Annotated in this window: 12 protein-coding genes; all 12 read right to left on the bottom strand. The window is 41.2% G+C overall.

What is annotated here, in order from left to right; genetic code table 11:
- Positions 1–8 precede the first annotated feature (8 nt).
- Positions 9–1,577, bottom strand: a complete 1,569-nt coding sequence (locus tag M3175_RS19870; protein WP_251522782.1) for an alpha-L-rhamnosidase-related protein — start codon at positions 1,575–1,577, stop codon at positions 9–11.
- The gene (locus M3175_RS19875) at positions 1,558–4,497 is read right to left on the bottom strand and encodes a family 78 glycoside hydrolase catalytic domain (RefSeq protein ID WP_251522785.1); all 2,940 of its coding nucleotides are present in this window, start codon (positions 4,495–4,497) and stop codon (positions 1,558–1,560) included. The genes M3175_RS19870 and M3175_RS19875 overlap by 20 nt, the downstream gene beginning before the upstream one ends.
- Positions 4,498–4,584: 87 nt before the next feature.
- A complete protein-coding gene (locus tag M3175_RS19880) occupies positions 4,585–5,472 on the bottom strand; it encodes a carbohydrate ABC transporter permease (protein WP_251522787.1) in 888 nt (295 codons plus the stop codon).
- Positions 5,472–6,338, bottom strand: coding sequence for a carbohydrate ABC transporter permease (locus M3175_RS19885; RefSeq protein WP_251522789.1), 867 nt, complete (start codon positions 6,336–6,338; stop codon positions 5,472–5,474). Before M3175_RS19885 ends, M3175_RS19880 begins: the two co-directional genes overlap by 1 nt.
- Positions 6,339–6,417: 79 nt before the next feature.
- Positions 6,418–7,731, bottom strand: a complete 1,314-nt coding sequence (locus M3175_RS19890; protein WP_251522792.1) for an ABC transporter substrate-binding protein — start codon at positions 7,729–7,731, stop codon at positions 6,418–6,420.
- Between the two features lie 239 nt (positions 7,732–7,970).
- On the bottom strand, positions 7,971–9,443 hold the full coding sequence (locus tag M3175_RS19895; protein WP_251522795.1) for a response regulator: 1,473 nt from the start codon (positions 9,441–9,443) through the stop codon (positions 7,971–7,973).
- A complete protein-coding gene (locus M3175_RS19900) occupies positions 9,421–11,190 on the bottom strand; it encodes a sensor histidine kinase (protein WP_251522798.1) in 1,770 nt (589 codons plus the stop codon). Before M3175_RS19900 ends, M3175_RS19895 begins: the two co-directional genes overlap by 23 nt.
- A 272-nt stretch (positions 11,191–11,462) precedes the next feature.
- A complete protein-coding gene (rhaS, locus tag M3175_RS19905) occupies positions 11,463–12,506 on the bottom strand; it encodes a rhamnose ABC transporter substrate-binding protein (protein ID WP_251522800.1) in 1,044 nt (347 codons plus the stop codon).
- A 62-nt stretch (positions 12,507–12,568) separates the two neighbouring features.
- A complete protein-coding gene (locus M3175_RS19910; protein ID WP_251522802.1) occupies positions 12,569–13,579 on the bottom strand; it encodes an ABC transporter permease in 1,011 nt (336 codons plus the stop codon).
- Between the two features lie 2 nt (positions 13,580–13,581).
- The gene (locus tag M3175_RS19915) at positions 13,582–14,589 is read right to left on the bottom strand and encodes an ABC transporter permease (protein WP_251522804.1); all 1,008 of its coding nucleotides are present in this window, start codon (positions 14,587–14,589) and stop codon (positions 13,582–13,584) included.
- Positions 14,590–14,601: 12 nt separating this feature from the next.
- Positions 14,602–16,134, bottom strand: coding sequence for a sugar ABC transporter ATP-binding protein (locus M3175_RS19920; protein ID WP_251522806.1), 1,533 nt, complete (start codon positions 16,132–16,134; stop codon positions 14,602–14,604).
- A 201-nt stretch (positions 16,135–16,335) separates the two neighbouring features.
- Positions 16,336–16,422, bottom strand: an 87-nt coding sequence (locus M3175_RS19925) for an IS3 family transposase (RefSeq protein ID WP_251522826.1), incomplete at its 5' end; no start/stop codon positions are given.

The raw sequence follows: 16,422 nt of genomic DNA on the forward strand, positions 1-16,422 counted from the left end.
CAACGAACTTATAGATGGTATTTTCGAATTAAGTATGTTGGCGTGCAGCTCCAAGCATGACAATAACTGTTGATCAAATGGCTTCCGTATGGGGAGAATTCTTTGTCTTTCGGGTCATAAAGTTCCCAAAAGGTATCCGCACCATCTTCAATCATTCCACCCCAATAGGTTTTCATCTCAGAAATGGCTAGCTCTTTTTCTCCCGCAATCAGTAATGCTTCAATAAAATGATGATACATATATGGAGTGGCAATTCCGATCTCAGGTTTCTCCTCCAATAAATGCAGCATCAATTGCTTACTTTCTTCCTCTGTTACGACACCAGCTAAAACCATCCAGATTTGACTTGCCCATGATACTTGTCGCTCTTGCCCACTCACAAAAAACTGTTGTTCTTCATCCCATAAATACTTCTTCGTTGCACCAACGATCTCCTCTAAACGAGCTGCAACAATTTCCTTTTCCGACACATTCAGTTCTTCCATTAAAAAGACGGCTTGTTTTAACGTATAAATTAAAATGGCTTGTGAAGGAGCCTGCTTATTTAAGCCTTGCTGCCAATCGATAAATGACCACCACTCTGAAGAATCTACTAAAATATGTTGTTCATCTAATCGTTCAAGAGCCAGTTCCACTTGACGGTATGCGGTTGGCCATAATTCTACTAATGTTTCTTGGTCTCGTGTTGCTAGATAGTAATCGTGTAAGGTGGATAAGAAGAAAAGAGAGTAGTCAAATAAAAAAGTATCATCTGCGATCAACTGTGGTTCAATAAATACATTAGCTGACACCTTTCCTTGATCATTCGGTACACCGGCAAAAAGATATAAACATCTCTTGACTAAATCATTCGTCCCAAACGTTTCATAGTTAGCTAGCGCCTGCAAACGTAAATCTCCTAACCATAGACGGCGGTCACGCTTCGGTCCATCTTCAAACACATCCTGCATGCAATCGGCTAAGGTTTTAATACTGACTTCATCCATTTTTTGTAGCATAGAGTCTGGATGTCCCAAGACCTCTACCGCCTCGAGATCAGCTGACGTGACGGCCCTACATTCAATATCTTCAAACATCACTTGATATTTCTGCGAGGTGGCTAGGACCTCAAACTTCACGTATCTAAACGCATATCTGCGTGGAAGGGAAATGGTTGCTGGCAAAACATCTACAAAAATCGTTTCCTCCTGTAACCACGCACTACTTAACCAGCCGTCATAGTTTTCAAATGGTTCACCCATTTCTACAGGCATTTCTCCAATTGTTAGCTTCAGTTTTAACGGGGCATCCGGTGGACTTCCCACTGGTCGAACGCGAAAGCCTAGGTACCCCACTTGGTGGTCCCCAAAATCAACGATAAACGAATCACCTTTCTTGTATTCTTGTTTTTGTAATTCATCCATGGAAGATGCAGGCTCCACCTTCCATCCATGCATTACATCGGGATTAGGAACCACATGAACGAGCGCAGTCGGTTTTACCACACTGTTTTTTAATTCTGGCTTCAATCGGTGAGCTTCTTCAATAAAGGCTTCATTTTTTACTACCACATGATTCTTAAGCTTTTGAGTACTCATGATTAGTCTCCTTTTTTTCGGCTATAATAGCTTCATTAATTTCTTGAATGATTCCATCTAAATCACTTAGTTGAATAGTTGGTTCCTTAGCGAAACACGTTAGAGTATAGGATTTCATATGTGAAAAAGGCCCAATTTTTTCGGATATTCCAGGAGAGTGCTTCTCAAGTACTTCCATCGCTTTTGAAGAGGAAAGAAAGTCTAGCACTCTAGAATTCTTTGTAAACAGATCCAAGCTTCCCATTTGGTTTGGATACGTAAAGGTATATACGCCCGAACGGACTTCGATCCGAACATCCCCGTCGTGATTTTCAACCTGTACGACTCCCTCTGCATGAACGACTTCTACGTTATTTTCCTTTAGATGCTCACTATGAACATTCGGTAACACAATCGTCGCCGTCGTATTCGCAGGAATTTCAACCCGTACACTGATTTCATCCTTCGTCCATTCCCACGACGAGACCATTTTTCCATATAAGGACTGGTGTTCAGCTCTAGCATGTGTCAGCTTCCCACCCGCAAATTGAGGACGAATGAGAATCTTTTTATAAGCAACATCACTTTCATCCATATCTAATCCGGCTACTCGACGGTACATCCAATCACCAATGGCTCCATACGCATAGTGATTAAAAGAGTTCATATCATCACTCCAAAAGCTTCCATCTGGCTTGATGCTATCCCAGTGCTCCCAAATGGTGGTCGCCCCTTTTTTCACTGAGTAAAGCCATGATGGATAGCTATCTTGAAGCAGTAGTTTCATAGCGGTATCATGGTAGCCATTTTCTGAAAGTGCAAAGCATAGATATGGCGTGCCAACAAAGCCTGTTGTTAAGTGGTAGTCATTTTCGATGACTAGATGATTTAAATCTGAAGCTACTCGTTTTCTCGTTTCACCCTCTACTAAGTCAAAGGCTAGAGCGAGTACATGCGCGGTCTGAGTGGGAGAAACGAGTCGCCCAGTTGGAGAGATGAATTCTCGGACAAACGTCTCTTTTATCTTTTTTAATAGACTGCTATATTCAGCTGCATCTTCGTACTTTTCCAATACAATCGCACTGTTTTTTAAAATCCTTGTTGAGTGGAAATAAAAAGCGGTAGCGATGAAATCTCTCGGAGTGGCTCCAACATAGCTGTTTTCCTTTGCATCCAAGCCAAGCCAGTCTCCAAAGTGAAAGCCCGTATTCCATAAGAATTCATTCTCTCCTTGTTTCCGAATGTATTCGACCCATGCTTTCATGCTGTCGTATTGATCTTCAAGGACGCTCTTATCTCCATACACCATATACACGGTCCACGGACAAACCGTCGCCGCATCTCCCCAAGCAGCGGAAGAGGAATTCCCTCCCATTAAATTAGGCAAGTCTGGAATGACAAATGGAACGCCTCCGTCCTCCAACTGATCTGCCTTCAGATCTCTTAACCACTTTTTGAAAAATGGAGCGCCTTGGTAGTTATAAAGTGCCGTCCGTATAAATACTTGTGCGTCTCCTGTCCAGCCAAGCCTCTCATCTCTTTGCGGACAATCGGTCGGAACATCGACAAAATTTCCTCTTTGTCCCCAGACAATGTTTTTCTGAAGTTGATTCACAAGTGGATCGGAGCAAGTAAATTCACCCGTTGCTGGCATATCTGAGTGAATGACCTCTCCAGTAAATTGACTAAGATCTAGACTGTTTTCTTGATTCGGATAACCTTGAACTTTTACATAACGAAAGCCTTGGAAGGTGAAATGTGGAGCAAAGGTTTCTACTCCTTCTCCCTTCGTAACATAAGTCACACATTGTTTGGCTTTTCGTAAATTTCCGAAATAAATATTGCCGTCCTTATCCAAAACCTCTGCATGTTCCAAGGTGATGACGGTTCCCTTAGGCGCTTCTACCTGAAAACGCATGCGTCCAACCATGTTTTGCCCCATATCCATAACGGTATCACCGGATGTCGTCACAAATACCTCTACTGGTCGAAGTGTTTCTGTTACTTTTGTTGGCCAATTTTCTTGTGCCACCAGATGTGAAAAAGGTAAGCTGATCACTACGCAGGTAGCCCAATTGGTATCATCAAACTCAAATTGGTTCCAGCCTGCTTGTTCTAAGCGTGCATCATAGGCTTCTCCATGGTATAACTCCGAAGATACAATCGGTCCTGTTGAAGCCTTCCATGATGGATCGGTACTGATCACTTCTTCTGAACCGTCCACATACTTGACGTGAAGCTGCATCAAGAAGGCTCGCTGGTCACCAAAGATATTTCTTTTATTGCTCCAGCCTAAGTTCCCTTTGTACCAGCCATCTGCTAGAAGGACCCCCACCGCATTTCCACCTTCTGACAATAATTCGGTAACATCATACGTTTGATACTGTAAGCGGGTTTGGTAACTCGTCCAGCCAGGTGTCAGAAGGTTTTCAGTCACTTTCTTTCCATTGATATACGCCTCATATAATCCAGCGGCTGTCGCATACACACGTGCGGAAGCAACAGCTTTTTCCAAGGTAAAAGCTTTCCTTAGTTGAAAAATCTCCTCTGATTGAGGATCCATCATCGTTTCGTCTGGAGTAATCCAGCTAGCTTCCCACTCATTATGATCAAGGAAAGCTGTTTCCCAACTAGAGACCTCACTCCAATCCGATACCCGATTGTAGTTATCCCACACTTTGACTCGAGTAAAGTATAGGGTTCGAGACTGAATTGGACCTGTATACTCGAGTTGGATGGATTGATCAGACTCTACTTTTCCTGTATCCCAAATACTATTTTCAAAGTGTTTAGATATTGATACTTGCACCTGATAGGCCGTCTGAAAGGTAGCACGTCGATCAGATTCCAACTGCCAGCTCAATTTTGGATTTTTTACATCAATCCCTATAGGTTTTTCACGATACTCGCATGTTAGATTGGTAATATGAAGTCCAGCCATTTTTGTGCCTCCTTTTAATAAAAAAACAAACCCCACTGATCCTTCACATTCTGTTGGACAAGTAAGATTTGTTTTTCTGCATCCTTTCTACTTAACAGCTCCTGCAGTCATACCTGCTACAATTTTCTTATTGAAGAAAATAAACAAGATAAGTGGTGGAATCGAGATTAATAGAATGTTGGTAAATAACAAGTTCCATTGCGTATTGTACATGCTTGAGAAGTTATAGAGTGTTAACTGTAACGTAGCGTTTTCAGCACCTGGGAAGAAGTATAACGGGTTAACGAAATCGTTATACACTCCAACAGCCGTTAGAACGATGACGGTAGCTGAAACTGGTTTTAACAATGGCAAGATAATGCTAAAGAACAAGCGCATTCTTCCACAGCCATCAATCAGTGCGGCTTCATCCAGTTCTTTTGGAAGTGTTGCCATAAATCCTTTATAAAGCAAGATGGTAAATGGTAAGTTCAGTGCTACCTCTACTAAAATAATGCCTGGCATCGTTTTAAATAGTCCGATTCCATCAAGAACCCAGATCGTTGGTACGATGGCTGGAGGAATAATAAGTCCAGCTAAAATCAAAAAGTTGAAGAACGGTGACATTTTGCTTGTTCGACGTTGAAGTACATATCCAGCCATGGCCCCTACTAAAATCAAAATGGCAATTGAAAAACCCGTGATCATCATACTATTGAAGAAAGCTCTTACGATCATTCCGTTTTGAGCGGCCATAACGGATTGGATATTTTCTACAAGTTGAAACGAGCTTGGAAGGTCCATATTTAATAGAGAAGACTCTTTCGTATCCTTACTCGCATTAACAATAACGAAGTAAAATGGAACACCGAAAATGATTAAGGAAAGGATGATCGCTAAGATCTCACTAAATAACTTCCTTACCGTCTTTCTTTTTCTCGTATGCTTGGTGCGAAATGGTGCTTCAGCTTTTACTGCGATCTGCGTTTCACTCATTATAAGTCCACCTCTTTCTTATTCAAGAATGCATATAAAGGGAAGGCAAGAGCAGAAACCACAATGAACAAGATCACGTTTCCTGCTGTGGAGAGACCATAAAAGCCACCTTGGTATTGCTTATAAATAATAGAAGCAATCAAGTCGGTACTAAATCCAGGGCCTCCCTTTGTCATTGCCCACACTAAATCAAACGAACGTAATCCACCGATAAAAGCTAGAATAATAACAGAGTTCATGGCTGGTCTGCTTAAAGGAACAATGATATTCCAAAACTTATGAAATGAGTTCCCACCATCAATCGCTAGTGCTTCATAATAGTCCTCTGGGATTGACATAATTCCTGCGATAAAGATGACCGTTGCCATCCCTACCCCTTTCCATACATCTACTAATGCAACAGATAATAGAGCAATGGTCGTGTCTCCTAACCAATCTGGTCCTGTAATTCCAACAATCTTTAGCGCCGTATTAATTAGCCCTTGTGTGGGATGCATCATCATCGCAAACGCCATTCCGACAGCAATCGTACTTAATAGGGTTGGAAAGAAAACCATAGATCGTACAAAGCCAATCGTTTTTAGCTTTTGACTTAAGAATACACCCAGTAAAAGTCCTAGAATTACCTTTAATGAACAGGTCACAATCGCGTATATGAGGGTATTTTTAAAACCAATATTCAATGATGGTTCAGTTAAAAAAGTGATGAAATTTTCGAGACCGATAAACTTCCAATCCGTGAGGGTCCACCATGTCATACTAAAGAAAAACGACATGATCGTGGGCAGTAGGAAAAACACGAAGTATATAATTCCTGCGGGCAATAAGAAGTAATACGTGTACGATCGATTGGTTAGCTTTGTCATAAAGTATTCCCCTTTTCTAGTCTGGTTAGAAAATTAGCCCTGTCTTATTGACAGGGCCTCCTCTCATTTAACCAGCTGATTACCAGCCTTCAAGGCCAAGTTGTTTTGCTTGCTTTTCAACATCTTTGTCATATAATTCTGCTCCAGCTTTAGCCTTTGAAATACCACTTCCTACTTCAACAGCGATTTGTGGAAGGTTTGGCCCCTTTACTGGGCTTAAGAATTCAAGAGCAGGTGCTGTTTTACCTGATTCAAAGAATGGAAGCATATCTTTAACAGCACCGTACACATCATCTGAAAGCTCCACTCCTTTAATAGCCGGAGGTCCTTGTGGCGTGATCTTAGCATTGTAAAGATCGTTACCTTCCTGCGATACGAAGAATTCCATCCATTTCTTTGCTTCTTCAGGATGCTCTGTGTTTTTATTAATAAATACTCCACCTGGTACCCAGACGGTTAATCCGTTTTCATCTGCACTATCACCTGGTTGAGGGAAGAATCCAATATTATCTAATTCCTCTGCGTAATTCATTTGTAACATCGGAAGAGCAAAGCTTAACATTGGATAATGTGCCCCTTCACCTTCAGCCAATTTCTGTAATCCTGCTTCATAACCAGTCGCAAGGAAATCCTCATTTAAGTACCCTGCATCAAACAATTCAGCTAACTTTTCAAAGCTTCGAAGAGCTCCCGGTGTGTCCGCAATTTTTGCTTTGTTTGCGGTGAAATCCTCAGCAAAAGTTGGATGCTGTTGAAGGACATTGTAATTGTCCGCAAGTACGACAACTTGTGCCGTCCAAGAGTCTTTGTATGAACCGATCACCGCTGTTTTTCCAGCCTCTTTTATCTTTTCATTATTCGACATTAGCTCATCCCATGTTTTCGGAACAGATAAGCCTAGCTCTTCATAAATCTTTTTATTGTAAAACCAGCCTCCTGCCATAAAGCTTGCAGCCGGAATCCCATAAACTTTCCCATTTGAAGACAAAGCTTCCTTTGCATCATCCATTATGGTTTCTACAAAAGGTTCATCTGAAATATCTAAAAAATTCTGTTCAGGGTTTAATGCTTGGAAAAGAGAACCAGAGTTGTATGCCATTAAGTCTGTCATGTCTCCTGTTGCAAGACGTGTTTTAACTAAATTGTCTCCTTCTCCTCCACCTGGTCGCAGTTCATATTCGGTTTTTATGTCATATTTCTCTTCAATCGCATCTGTTACCGCTTTCATCCCATCCAAGTTGGATTGGTTATCCACAAGAATGGTTAGCGTAACTTGTCCTGAATCTTCTTCTTTGTCTCCTGAAGCACTGTCGTTGCTGCTGCAGCCTGCTAGAATTCCTGCGAATAACGCGGCACTTGATAGCACGGCAAAAATTTTGTTTTTAGCCTTCATCTTTTACTTCCCCCTTATATATAATGATGACCTATAATCCAATGACAGCTGTCTCGCTTCCTTAAAGGAAGATCAGATTCTATTTTTATGTTTTCCCCGGTTGTTGTCCTTGGATCTATCTTTATTGTAAGTGCTTTCACTGTATTTTTTAATGGTCTCATTTTTTTGATTACGTCCGTATTTTTTGTTTGGGTATGAATTTTTTGTACATAAAAATAGTCCTGTTCATTGGAACAAGACTATTTCATTTCCTTAAATTGACCTGGCTTAATCCCAACATGCTTTTTAAAAAGCTCGGAGAAATGTCTATAGCTATGATATCCGACTAACTCACTTACCTCCGCTACTTTTTTCCCCTCCAGCAGGAGCTTCTTTGCTTTTTCCATTCGCAAATGAGTTAAGTATTTGATATACGACTCACCCATTTCTTCTTTAAACAAGAGGCTAAGATAGGTTGCATTCATTCCAACATGATCTGAAACATCCTGGAGGGTTAGATCTCTAGTAAAATTCTCTTGTATAAAGGCACAAGCACGTTCAACCGCTTCATGCTTATAAGTAGAGCGAATATTAATAGAAGCATCCATGATCTTCTCCAGTTGATCGAAAACCCAAGCGAACATGTCTTCCTTTGTTTGCCGCTTGCGAATTTCAAGATGAGGCATATAATTTGGCCATGTCTGGTTTGGGTCACACCCAGTCTCTTTTAACACCTCTAAACCGAGATAGACTAGCTTTAGGATATCCCGCTCAATAACGTCCGGATGAAGCCTCCTGCTTTCTATTTGACTGATTAAAGTATTTAGAGGTTCTAATAATCCCTCTTTATCCCCTGTTCGGATATGGAACATGACGGCTTGTTCATGTTTCGATAAGTCGGTACTATAGCTTGGATGTTCACCAATATCCTCGAATCGATACCAGTCTAGTTCATTCATAAACTGCGCGTATCTATGAGCATGTAAAGCTTCATGATAACTTTTATTAATGTCTAGTAGATTGGAATACGATTTTCCCGAGCCCACGGTCACCCCAGCTTCTTCTGACCATTTCCTCAAGGTTGCCCAAAAGCTTTCATCCTCCTTTACCAAATGACAAAGAACCAACAGATTCTCTACTCCATTTTGGATAGGAATCATTCGATGACCTTTGATCAGTCCAGGCCATTGAACTGGTGAAGAAAGGGCGAGAACGGTTACCCCTTCAAGCGTTTTTTCCTCTTGGCCAAAAAGCTCTCTCCACTGTGACACATCACCTTTACCAAATAATAAATGTAATGTCTCCCTTTCTAGCTTTTCTTTCTGCCTGTTGTCTTTTAACACATTGACCGTTTCTTGTTGAGTAATTCGGCTGAGTGTTTTATCTAACGCTTCTTTGATAATAGGAATCGTGATCGGCTTTTCTAAGTAATCTACTACACCTAACCTTAAGGCCTTTTTCACATAGTCAAACTCATTGAATCCACTGAACACAATACATTGCGTCTCAGGTGCTTCCTTTAAGATTTCTTCAATAACTTGTAATCCGTCTTTTCCTGGCATACGTATATCTGTAAAAACGATATCTGGTCGATGGTCATGAAAGATTTTTAAGGCCTCTTCTCCATCAGCAGCCGTTCCCACTAACTCAACGTCATACTCAGCCCAATCAATCATTCGTTCTAGACCCTTTAGTACGATAAATTCATCATCAAAAATGACTGCCTTCCGCACGCTCTTGACCCCCTTTATGATCTCGAAAACGAATTTCTACTTTAGTCCCTTCGTTCACTTTACTCGTAACGGTAAGTTCACTCTCTTGTCCATAACACAGGAATAAACGCTCTCTCACATTTTGCATGCCATAACCCGTTCTCGTAACATCGAGGTCTTCAATTCCTACCCCATCATCCTCAACCGTGAAAAGAACCCAACCATCCTCGAGTCGACCGGTTAATGTAATCGTTCCTTTTCCAACCTTAGGCTCAAGACCATGATAGATGGCATTTTCCACTAACGGTTGAAGAAGCAATTTAAGAATCTCTTTATCTAGTAGAAGTGGATCTACTTCCTCCACATACCTAAAGCGATGATTAAATCGTAGGTTTTGAATGGTTAAATAGTGATTAATATGCTCGAGTTCCTTGGAAACAGGAATCATATCCTTCCCATTATTTAAGCTTAACTTAAAGGTCTCAGAAAGGGCTACGGCCATCTTTGCTACTTCATGATTATTTTCTAGCTCCGCCATCCAATACATCGAATCTAGCGTGTTATAAAGGAAGTGCGGCTTAATTTGCGCTTGCAACGCTCGAAGCTCTGCCTCTCTTTCCTTTAATTGTGCACGGATTAACTCTTCATTCAATGCTTTATTCTCACCCGTTATTTTTTGAAAGGTCTGCCCAATCGCTCCAATTTCATCTGTTGGGGTATCTGATTCAGACGGATGAAATATTCCATTCGTCCACTCAGCTGCCATTTTTCGTAACCTCATGATTGGATTCGATAGAGTTTCCGATAATAAAAATGAGAATACAAACGCAACAATGGCGATGACCGATGCGATGGAAATCGTGACGTTCCTAATTTGATTAGACTGCTTTAATAGTTCCTTTTCATTAATCACATGGGAAAAAGTCCAGCCCGTAATGCGATTCTTGTAGTCTGTGACAATATATCCTTCCTTTTTCAAGTCCTTTAACGGAGAGTCCGATTGCTCATTTATTTGAAAGGAACTTGGATAGTGATACACATCACGCATGATTCCCTCATTCTGATCAAAAATTAGGAAGGCACTACCCTCACTCTTTTTAAATACCCTGGAAAATATTGATTTGTTAATATTCACCACTAATATCCCTGTAGTAGCAGGATCGTAAAATTCCCCTGGATCCTTCAGTAGTTTAACAGAGGAAAACGTGTTGGCCGATTTATTTCCTTGAAGCACATTATATCCGTAAAAAATTGACTTCCCATCTTTCTTTACCACTTCTTTATACCAATCTGTATCTTGTATATATTCGTGAAAGCCGCCATTTCCATACCGCCCGTAACTTTCCGACTTCCCATAACACATACCTTGAAATTCCACATTAAAAATACAAACCGATTCGATATCCTGAGTATCTATAAAACTGCTAGCAATATGATCCTGTAATCGCCTGAGGGACCCATTGTCTACCAATCTCCCACCAGCCACATCAAGTGTGACACTTTCCTTTAATTCTTTCTGGACATCCTTATTCCACGTGATGATCCGTTCCATATTAATGATATTTCTAAACAATAAATCGGCTACCTCACTCGACGTTTCTAAATGATTTTGAATGGTGGACGTCTGATTCTCGATTAATAGATTCTTCGTAATATTAAAAGAAACAAATCCTAGGCCCATCAAAGGACCAATAGAAAGAGCTAAAATTAAGATGAAATTTCTATACCGATATTTTTCGTTTTTAACCTTATTGATAAGCGCTTTCATTTTAATCATCACCTTTTGAGCGAGGAAGTTTGTCGAATCTTTTTTAAGTAACTATAATACATAGATTTCGTGAATGCTATCGTTTTTTTCGGTGATCTAGAAAGCCTTTTAATGAAATTCAATCACTTTTAAACAAAATTGTTTTCCTCCGCGCTTCTTTTTAGGTGTTTATTTGCGATTCGGAAAACTTATTTGCGATTCCTTTTACTATCTCGATAAAGTCTCCAAAACAAAAAAGAGCTTACAGACATCACCTGTAAGCCCTTCCCAAATTAGTATACTTCTTTCCACTCAGCAATATTGCTAGCGTCAAATTTGAACGGATCGCCAAGCATGATTTGCGTGCCATCTCCGTCTTCAACGATTTCCTTCTCACCAAGGTCACCCGCAGTGAATTTGTCGCCAACCTTACCTGTAATCGTCTCATTCACTAGAGCATCCGCAGCATATCCTGCTAAGTATCCTACATCAATTGGATTCCATAGGTACATCCAATCACAGACACCGCTTTCAATATACTCTGCCATTTCACTAGGTAATCCAAGACCTGTTAAGTGAACCTTATCTTTTAGACCTTTGTCCGTTAATACTTTTCCAGCAGCCGCAATCCCTACGGTTGTTGGAGCAATAATTCCTTTTAGATCTGGGTAAGACTTTAATAAAGCTTCTGTTTCAGACACGCTCTTGTCGCGTAAATCATCTCCGTAAGCTACTTTTACTAGTTCAATATCTTTATATTTTGGATCCTTTAAGGTTTCCTTCATTTGCTCAATCCAAGCATTTTGGTTCGTTGCTTGAGAAGTTGCACTAAGTACAGCAATTTGTCCTTTTCCACCAATCATTTCTGAAATCGCTTCAATTTGCACACGACCAATTGCCACAGGGTCCGCTTGGTTAACGTGAACCATACGACTTTGCGCGTTAACAGCAGAGTCTAGAGAAAGAACTTTAATACCTTGGTCCATCGCTTTTTTCAAGGCCGGTTGAAGTGCATCTGGATCATTTCCTACAATCGCAATGCTATCCACTTTTTGAGAAATCAGCTCTTCAATCATTTGAATTTGCGCTTCAGCAGTTGGCTGGTCTGGAGCTTTTAAAATCGCTTCATGTCCAAGCGCTTCGATCGCTTGCTTAAACCCATCCATTTGTTTTTCTCCATAAGGGTTACCAGTGTTTTTAAAGACGATAGCAAAACGCTTCTTCCCATCCTTGCTACCAGAATCACCTGATCCCTCGTTCGAGGATGTTTGCGAACAAGCCGCAAGCATTGAGAATACTAGAAAAATTGACAAAAATTCTAGGAACAGCTTTTTCATTTTGTTCTCCCCTTTTTTGTAATGTTTTATTTATCTACATACAGTCTTGGACTGCATTGTATTTATCCAGCAATCTGTTGATCTTGACTCTTCGGCGGCTTTCCTTTTGCCTTCGCTTTGGGTTTCAGGTTGGGAACCATAACCGCTACAATGAGCAGCAGTCCAATGATGATCATTAGCACTTGCGCTGGCATATTGATCAGTCCTAGTCCATACCGTAAAAATCCGATGAGGAAAACAGCGATAATGGCACCAATCATTTTTCCTTTTCCACCAGCTGTACTAATCCCACCTAACACCACCATCGCGATCACATCTAACTCGTATCCGAGCGCCACATTGGGTCTTGTACTGCCCATTCTTGATGTTAAAAAGAGGGCCGTAATAGCCGCCATCACACCAGCAAGTGTAAAAACAATAATTTTGATTTTATCCACTTGCACACCCGAGAAACGACTGGCTGTGGGATTGTTCCCGATGGCGTAAATTCGTCTACCAAATGTCGTTTTGTGCAACAATAACCCAAACAGCACCGCCATCATGACAAAGGCAATCAAGATAAATGGTACTCCGCCAATATATCCCCATCCCAAGAATCCAAACCATTCAGGGAAAGAACCGGCTGATTGATCTTCTAAAATGATATAAGCGATTCCGCGGTAGATAATCATCGTGGAGAGCGTAACAATAACAGCTGAAAGCTCCTTAAACTTTACAATCAAGAGCCCATTTATCAGACCACAAACAGCTCCCACCGCAAGGCAAATCACAACCGCTAACTCCATTGGAACGCCTAAGGTATACAAATGAGCCATGACGACAGAAGCCAAAGCCACTGTAGAAGAAACAGAAATATCTATATCACGCAAAATCATAATCATCACCATCGGAAAGACCATAAATGCCTTATCCAGAAACGTCATGGTTGCATCCCTTAACCCAACACTATCTAAATAGAAGGGTGATAGATTCGTATTAATGACATTAACCACTAGAAACAATAGGATGAGCATCCATTCCCACTGCAGGAAGAAGCCCTTCCATGAAAATGGTTTTTTATTTACCTGATCCATTGTTAGATTCTCCTCCTCATAAGAGCATTCATATCTACTCCTCGTTTCACAAGGGCATTTAATACAACAGCGATGAGGATAATGGACCCTTGTATTCCTGTCTGCCAGAAAGGAGAAACATTGATTAAAGGAAGGGCATTATTCATAATCCCAATTAACACCGAACCTAGAATAATTCCGGAGATTTTCCCCGATCCTCCTGCAATATTGACTCCCCCAAGAACACATGCAGCGATCACCGTTAACTCATAACCAGACGCTGTATCTCCTTGAGCAGAAGCGAATTTCGATACCCACAACACTCCAGCCAAACCAGAGAGACCACCCATGATTGTGTACACAAGCCAGATGATTTTATCATGGTTAATACCGCTGATCTTGGCTGAATCAGGATTGCTTCCGACCGCATAAATTTGTCTGCCTGTTCTTGTATGATTGATAAAATAGTAGAATGCTACATAAATGAGTACAGCTATTAAAATAAGATTATTGATTCCTAAAAAAGAACCCGTTGCGATGCCTTTAAAACTATCTGGCATTTGATGAGCACTCACCCATTGTCCACCGCTCACCATAAAGGTAAGACCACGGAAGATGTACATCATTCCCAGTGTCGCGATGATCGGAAGGACGCCTCCCTTTGATATAATCGCTCCTAAGATGACTCCACTCACCAACCCAATCATAGTTCCTAATAAAATGGCCAAGATGGGGCTCAGATTCGGAAACGCTCCCACCGTTAAAGCTGCAATCATTCCTGATAATGCAAGAGTCGCCCCGATGGATAGATCTATTCCTCTTGTGATAATAACGAGCATCATCCCCACCGCAAGAATGCTTAAGATGGCCGTATTCGTAATCATGTCATTAATGTTTTCCCATGTTAAAAAGCTAGAATTTCTCCATTGAATGACGACCGATAGGATGATGATGAAGCCGAGTAATCCGACCTCACGGAATTTGGCGATATTTTCTATAAGCGTTCCTTTTTGTCCATTGTTTGCAGTCATAATTCTCCCCCCTTATAAGCCAGATGCCTCAAGCGATTGACCTTCTGTTGATTCCTTACTCGCCATCGCTGCTTCAAGAATCGCTTCTTGTGTCGCCTGCTTTGCTTGCATTTCTGCCGTAATTCTTCCCTCTCTCATCACGAGAATTCGGTCACTCATACTGATTACTTCTGGCATCTCCGAGGAAACCATAATGACACCGTATCCTTGTGCAGCCAGATTGCTAATAATTTCATAGATAGCAGACTTGGCTCCAACATCGACACCTTTCGTTGGCTCATCAAGGATAATAATATCCAACCCCGTCATCAATAGCTTTGCCACAGCCACCTTTTGCTGATTTCCCCCTGAAAGAGAGCTAACCAAGTTGGCCACACTCGGTGTTTTCACATTCACTTTTTTTGATAGATCGTTCGCATACTCGTCTTCCTTCTTCCGATTCATCCACCCTTTTTTGGATATTAGAGACAAGGAGGACAAGGTAATGTTTTTATCAATTCCCCATGAAAGAATGAGTCCTTGCTGTTGCCGATCCTCAGGCAAGTATCCTATTCCTTTGTTCATCGCCTGGAGCGGTGTTTGAATTCTTGTTTCTGTCCCTTTGACGAAAATCTTTCCTTTGTCTGCGGGCTCTACACCGAAGATCGCTTGACATACCTCGCTTCGTCCCGCTCCTACTAATCCGGTGATTCCAAGGATTTCTCCTTTTCGTAGCGTAAAGGAGACATCTGCAAAAAAGCCCGTTTTCCCTAATCCCTCGACACGCAGTACTTCTGGTCCTATAGTAGCCTCCACTTTTGGAAACAGCTGCTTAATTTCTCTTCCTACCATCGCGACAATTAAGTTTTCATTGGAAATATCATGAACACCCCAAGAGCCGATATATTTGGAGTCTCTAAAAACGGTTACCTTGCTTGCCAATCGGTACATATCCTCAAACCGGTGCGAAATGAAAATGATCGATGTGCCACTATCTCTTAACTTCTCCGTTATTCGATAAAGATCTTCACTTTCATTTCTGCTCAGTGCTGCCGTTGGTTCATCCATAATGATGATTTTGGCATTGGTCGACAAGGCTTTTGCAATCTCAACCATCTGCTGCTGTGCGACACTGAGCGTTCCCATAATGGTTTTGGCTTCAAAGCTAGCACCTAATTCTTTTAACAATCGATTGGCTTCCTCATGCATTTCCTTCCAGCGAATTCTTCTTGTCCCTTTTTGTATTTTTTCATGACCCATAAAAATATTTTCCGTCACGCTCAAGTCCGGGTAGCAGGTGACATGCTGGTAAATGGCAGCAATTCCAACCTTTTGCGCTTCTGTTGGATTTTTGAAATTGACCTCTTTTCCATTAAGAAACATCTGCCCCTCATCTGGCTGATGAACTCCGGTAATGACCTTGATAAAAGTCGATTTTCCCGCTCCATTTTCCCCCATTAATGCGTGAATCTCTCCCGGCCTTAACTGAAATTGAACATTATCCAAAGCTTTTACACCTGGAAACGTCTTCGTGATCCCTCTCAGTTCAAGAACAAAATCAGACATGTCTTTCACTCCTAACCTCTTTTCGTTCTCTACGATCAATCGCCTACTGTATACGCTTACATACAGCTTACTTGTTCCCCTCCTAAGCGAAAAGGAGAGAATCTTCGGGTAGGGGGGAGATTCTTCGGGAGTTTTTGTAAAAATGAAAAAACCTCCCGTTATAAACTGGCACCTTTGTCAAGGACACTATAAAAAAAGAGACTAAGCAGCTAAAAGATGATTCCTAAATTGAATAGGAGTCATCTTTTTTAAATTCCATTGATAACGATAGTTGTTATAGTAAACCAT

The organism is Robertmurraya korlensis (assembly GCF_023715225.1).
Taxonomy (GTDB): domain Bacteria; phylum Bacillota; class Bacilli; order Bacillales; family Cytobacillaceae; genus Robertmurraya_A.

Excerpts from the sequence above, each read along its gene's own strand:
- M3175_RS19910 (WP_251522802.1), bottom strand. The coding sequence starts at position 13,579 with ATGGATCAGGTAAATAAAAAACCATTTTCATGGAAGGGCTTCTTCCTG.
- M3175_RS19885 (WP_251522789.1), bottom strand. The coding sequence starts at position 6,338 with ATGACAAAGCTAACCAATCGATCGTACACGTATTACTTCTTATTGCCC.
- M3175_RS19920 (WP_251522806.1), bottom strand. The coding sequence starts at position 16,134 with ATGTCTGATTTTGTTCTTGAACTGAGAGGGATCACGAAGACGTTTCCA.
- M3175_RS19870 (WP_251522782.1), bottom strand. The coding sequence starts at position 1,577 with ATGAGTACTCAAAAGCTTAAGAATCATGTGGTAGTAAAAAATGAAGCC.
- M3175_RS19875 (WP_251522785.1), bottom strand. The coding sequence starts at position 4,497 with ATGGCTGGACTTCATATTACCAATCTAACATGCGAGTATCGTGAAAAA.
- M3175_RS19915 (WP_251522804.1), bottom strand. The coding sequence starts at position 14,589 with ATGACTGCAAACAATGGACAAAAAGGAACGCTTATAGAAAATATCGCC.
- M3175_RS19900 (WP_251522798.1), bottom strand. The coding sequence starts at position 11,190 with ATGAAAGCGCTTATCAATAAGGTTAAAAACGAAAAATATCGGTATAGA.
- M3175_RS19880 (WP_251522787.1), bottom strand. The coding sequence starts at position 5,472 with ATGAGTGAAACGCAGATCGCAGTAAAAGCTGAAGCACCATTTCGCACC.
- rhaS (WP_251522800.1), bottom strand. The coding sequence starts at position 12,506 with ATGAAAAAGCTGTTCCTAGAATTTTTGTCAATTTTTCTAGTATTCTCA.
- M3175_RS19890 (WP_251522792.1), bottom strand. The coding sequence starts at position 7,731 with ATGAAGGCTAAAAACAAAATTTTTGCCGTGCTATCAAGTGCCGCGTTA.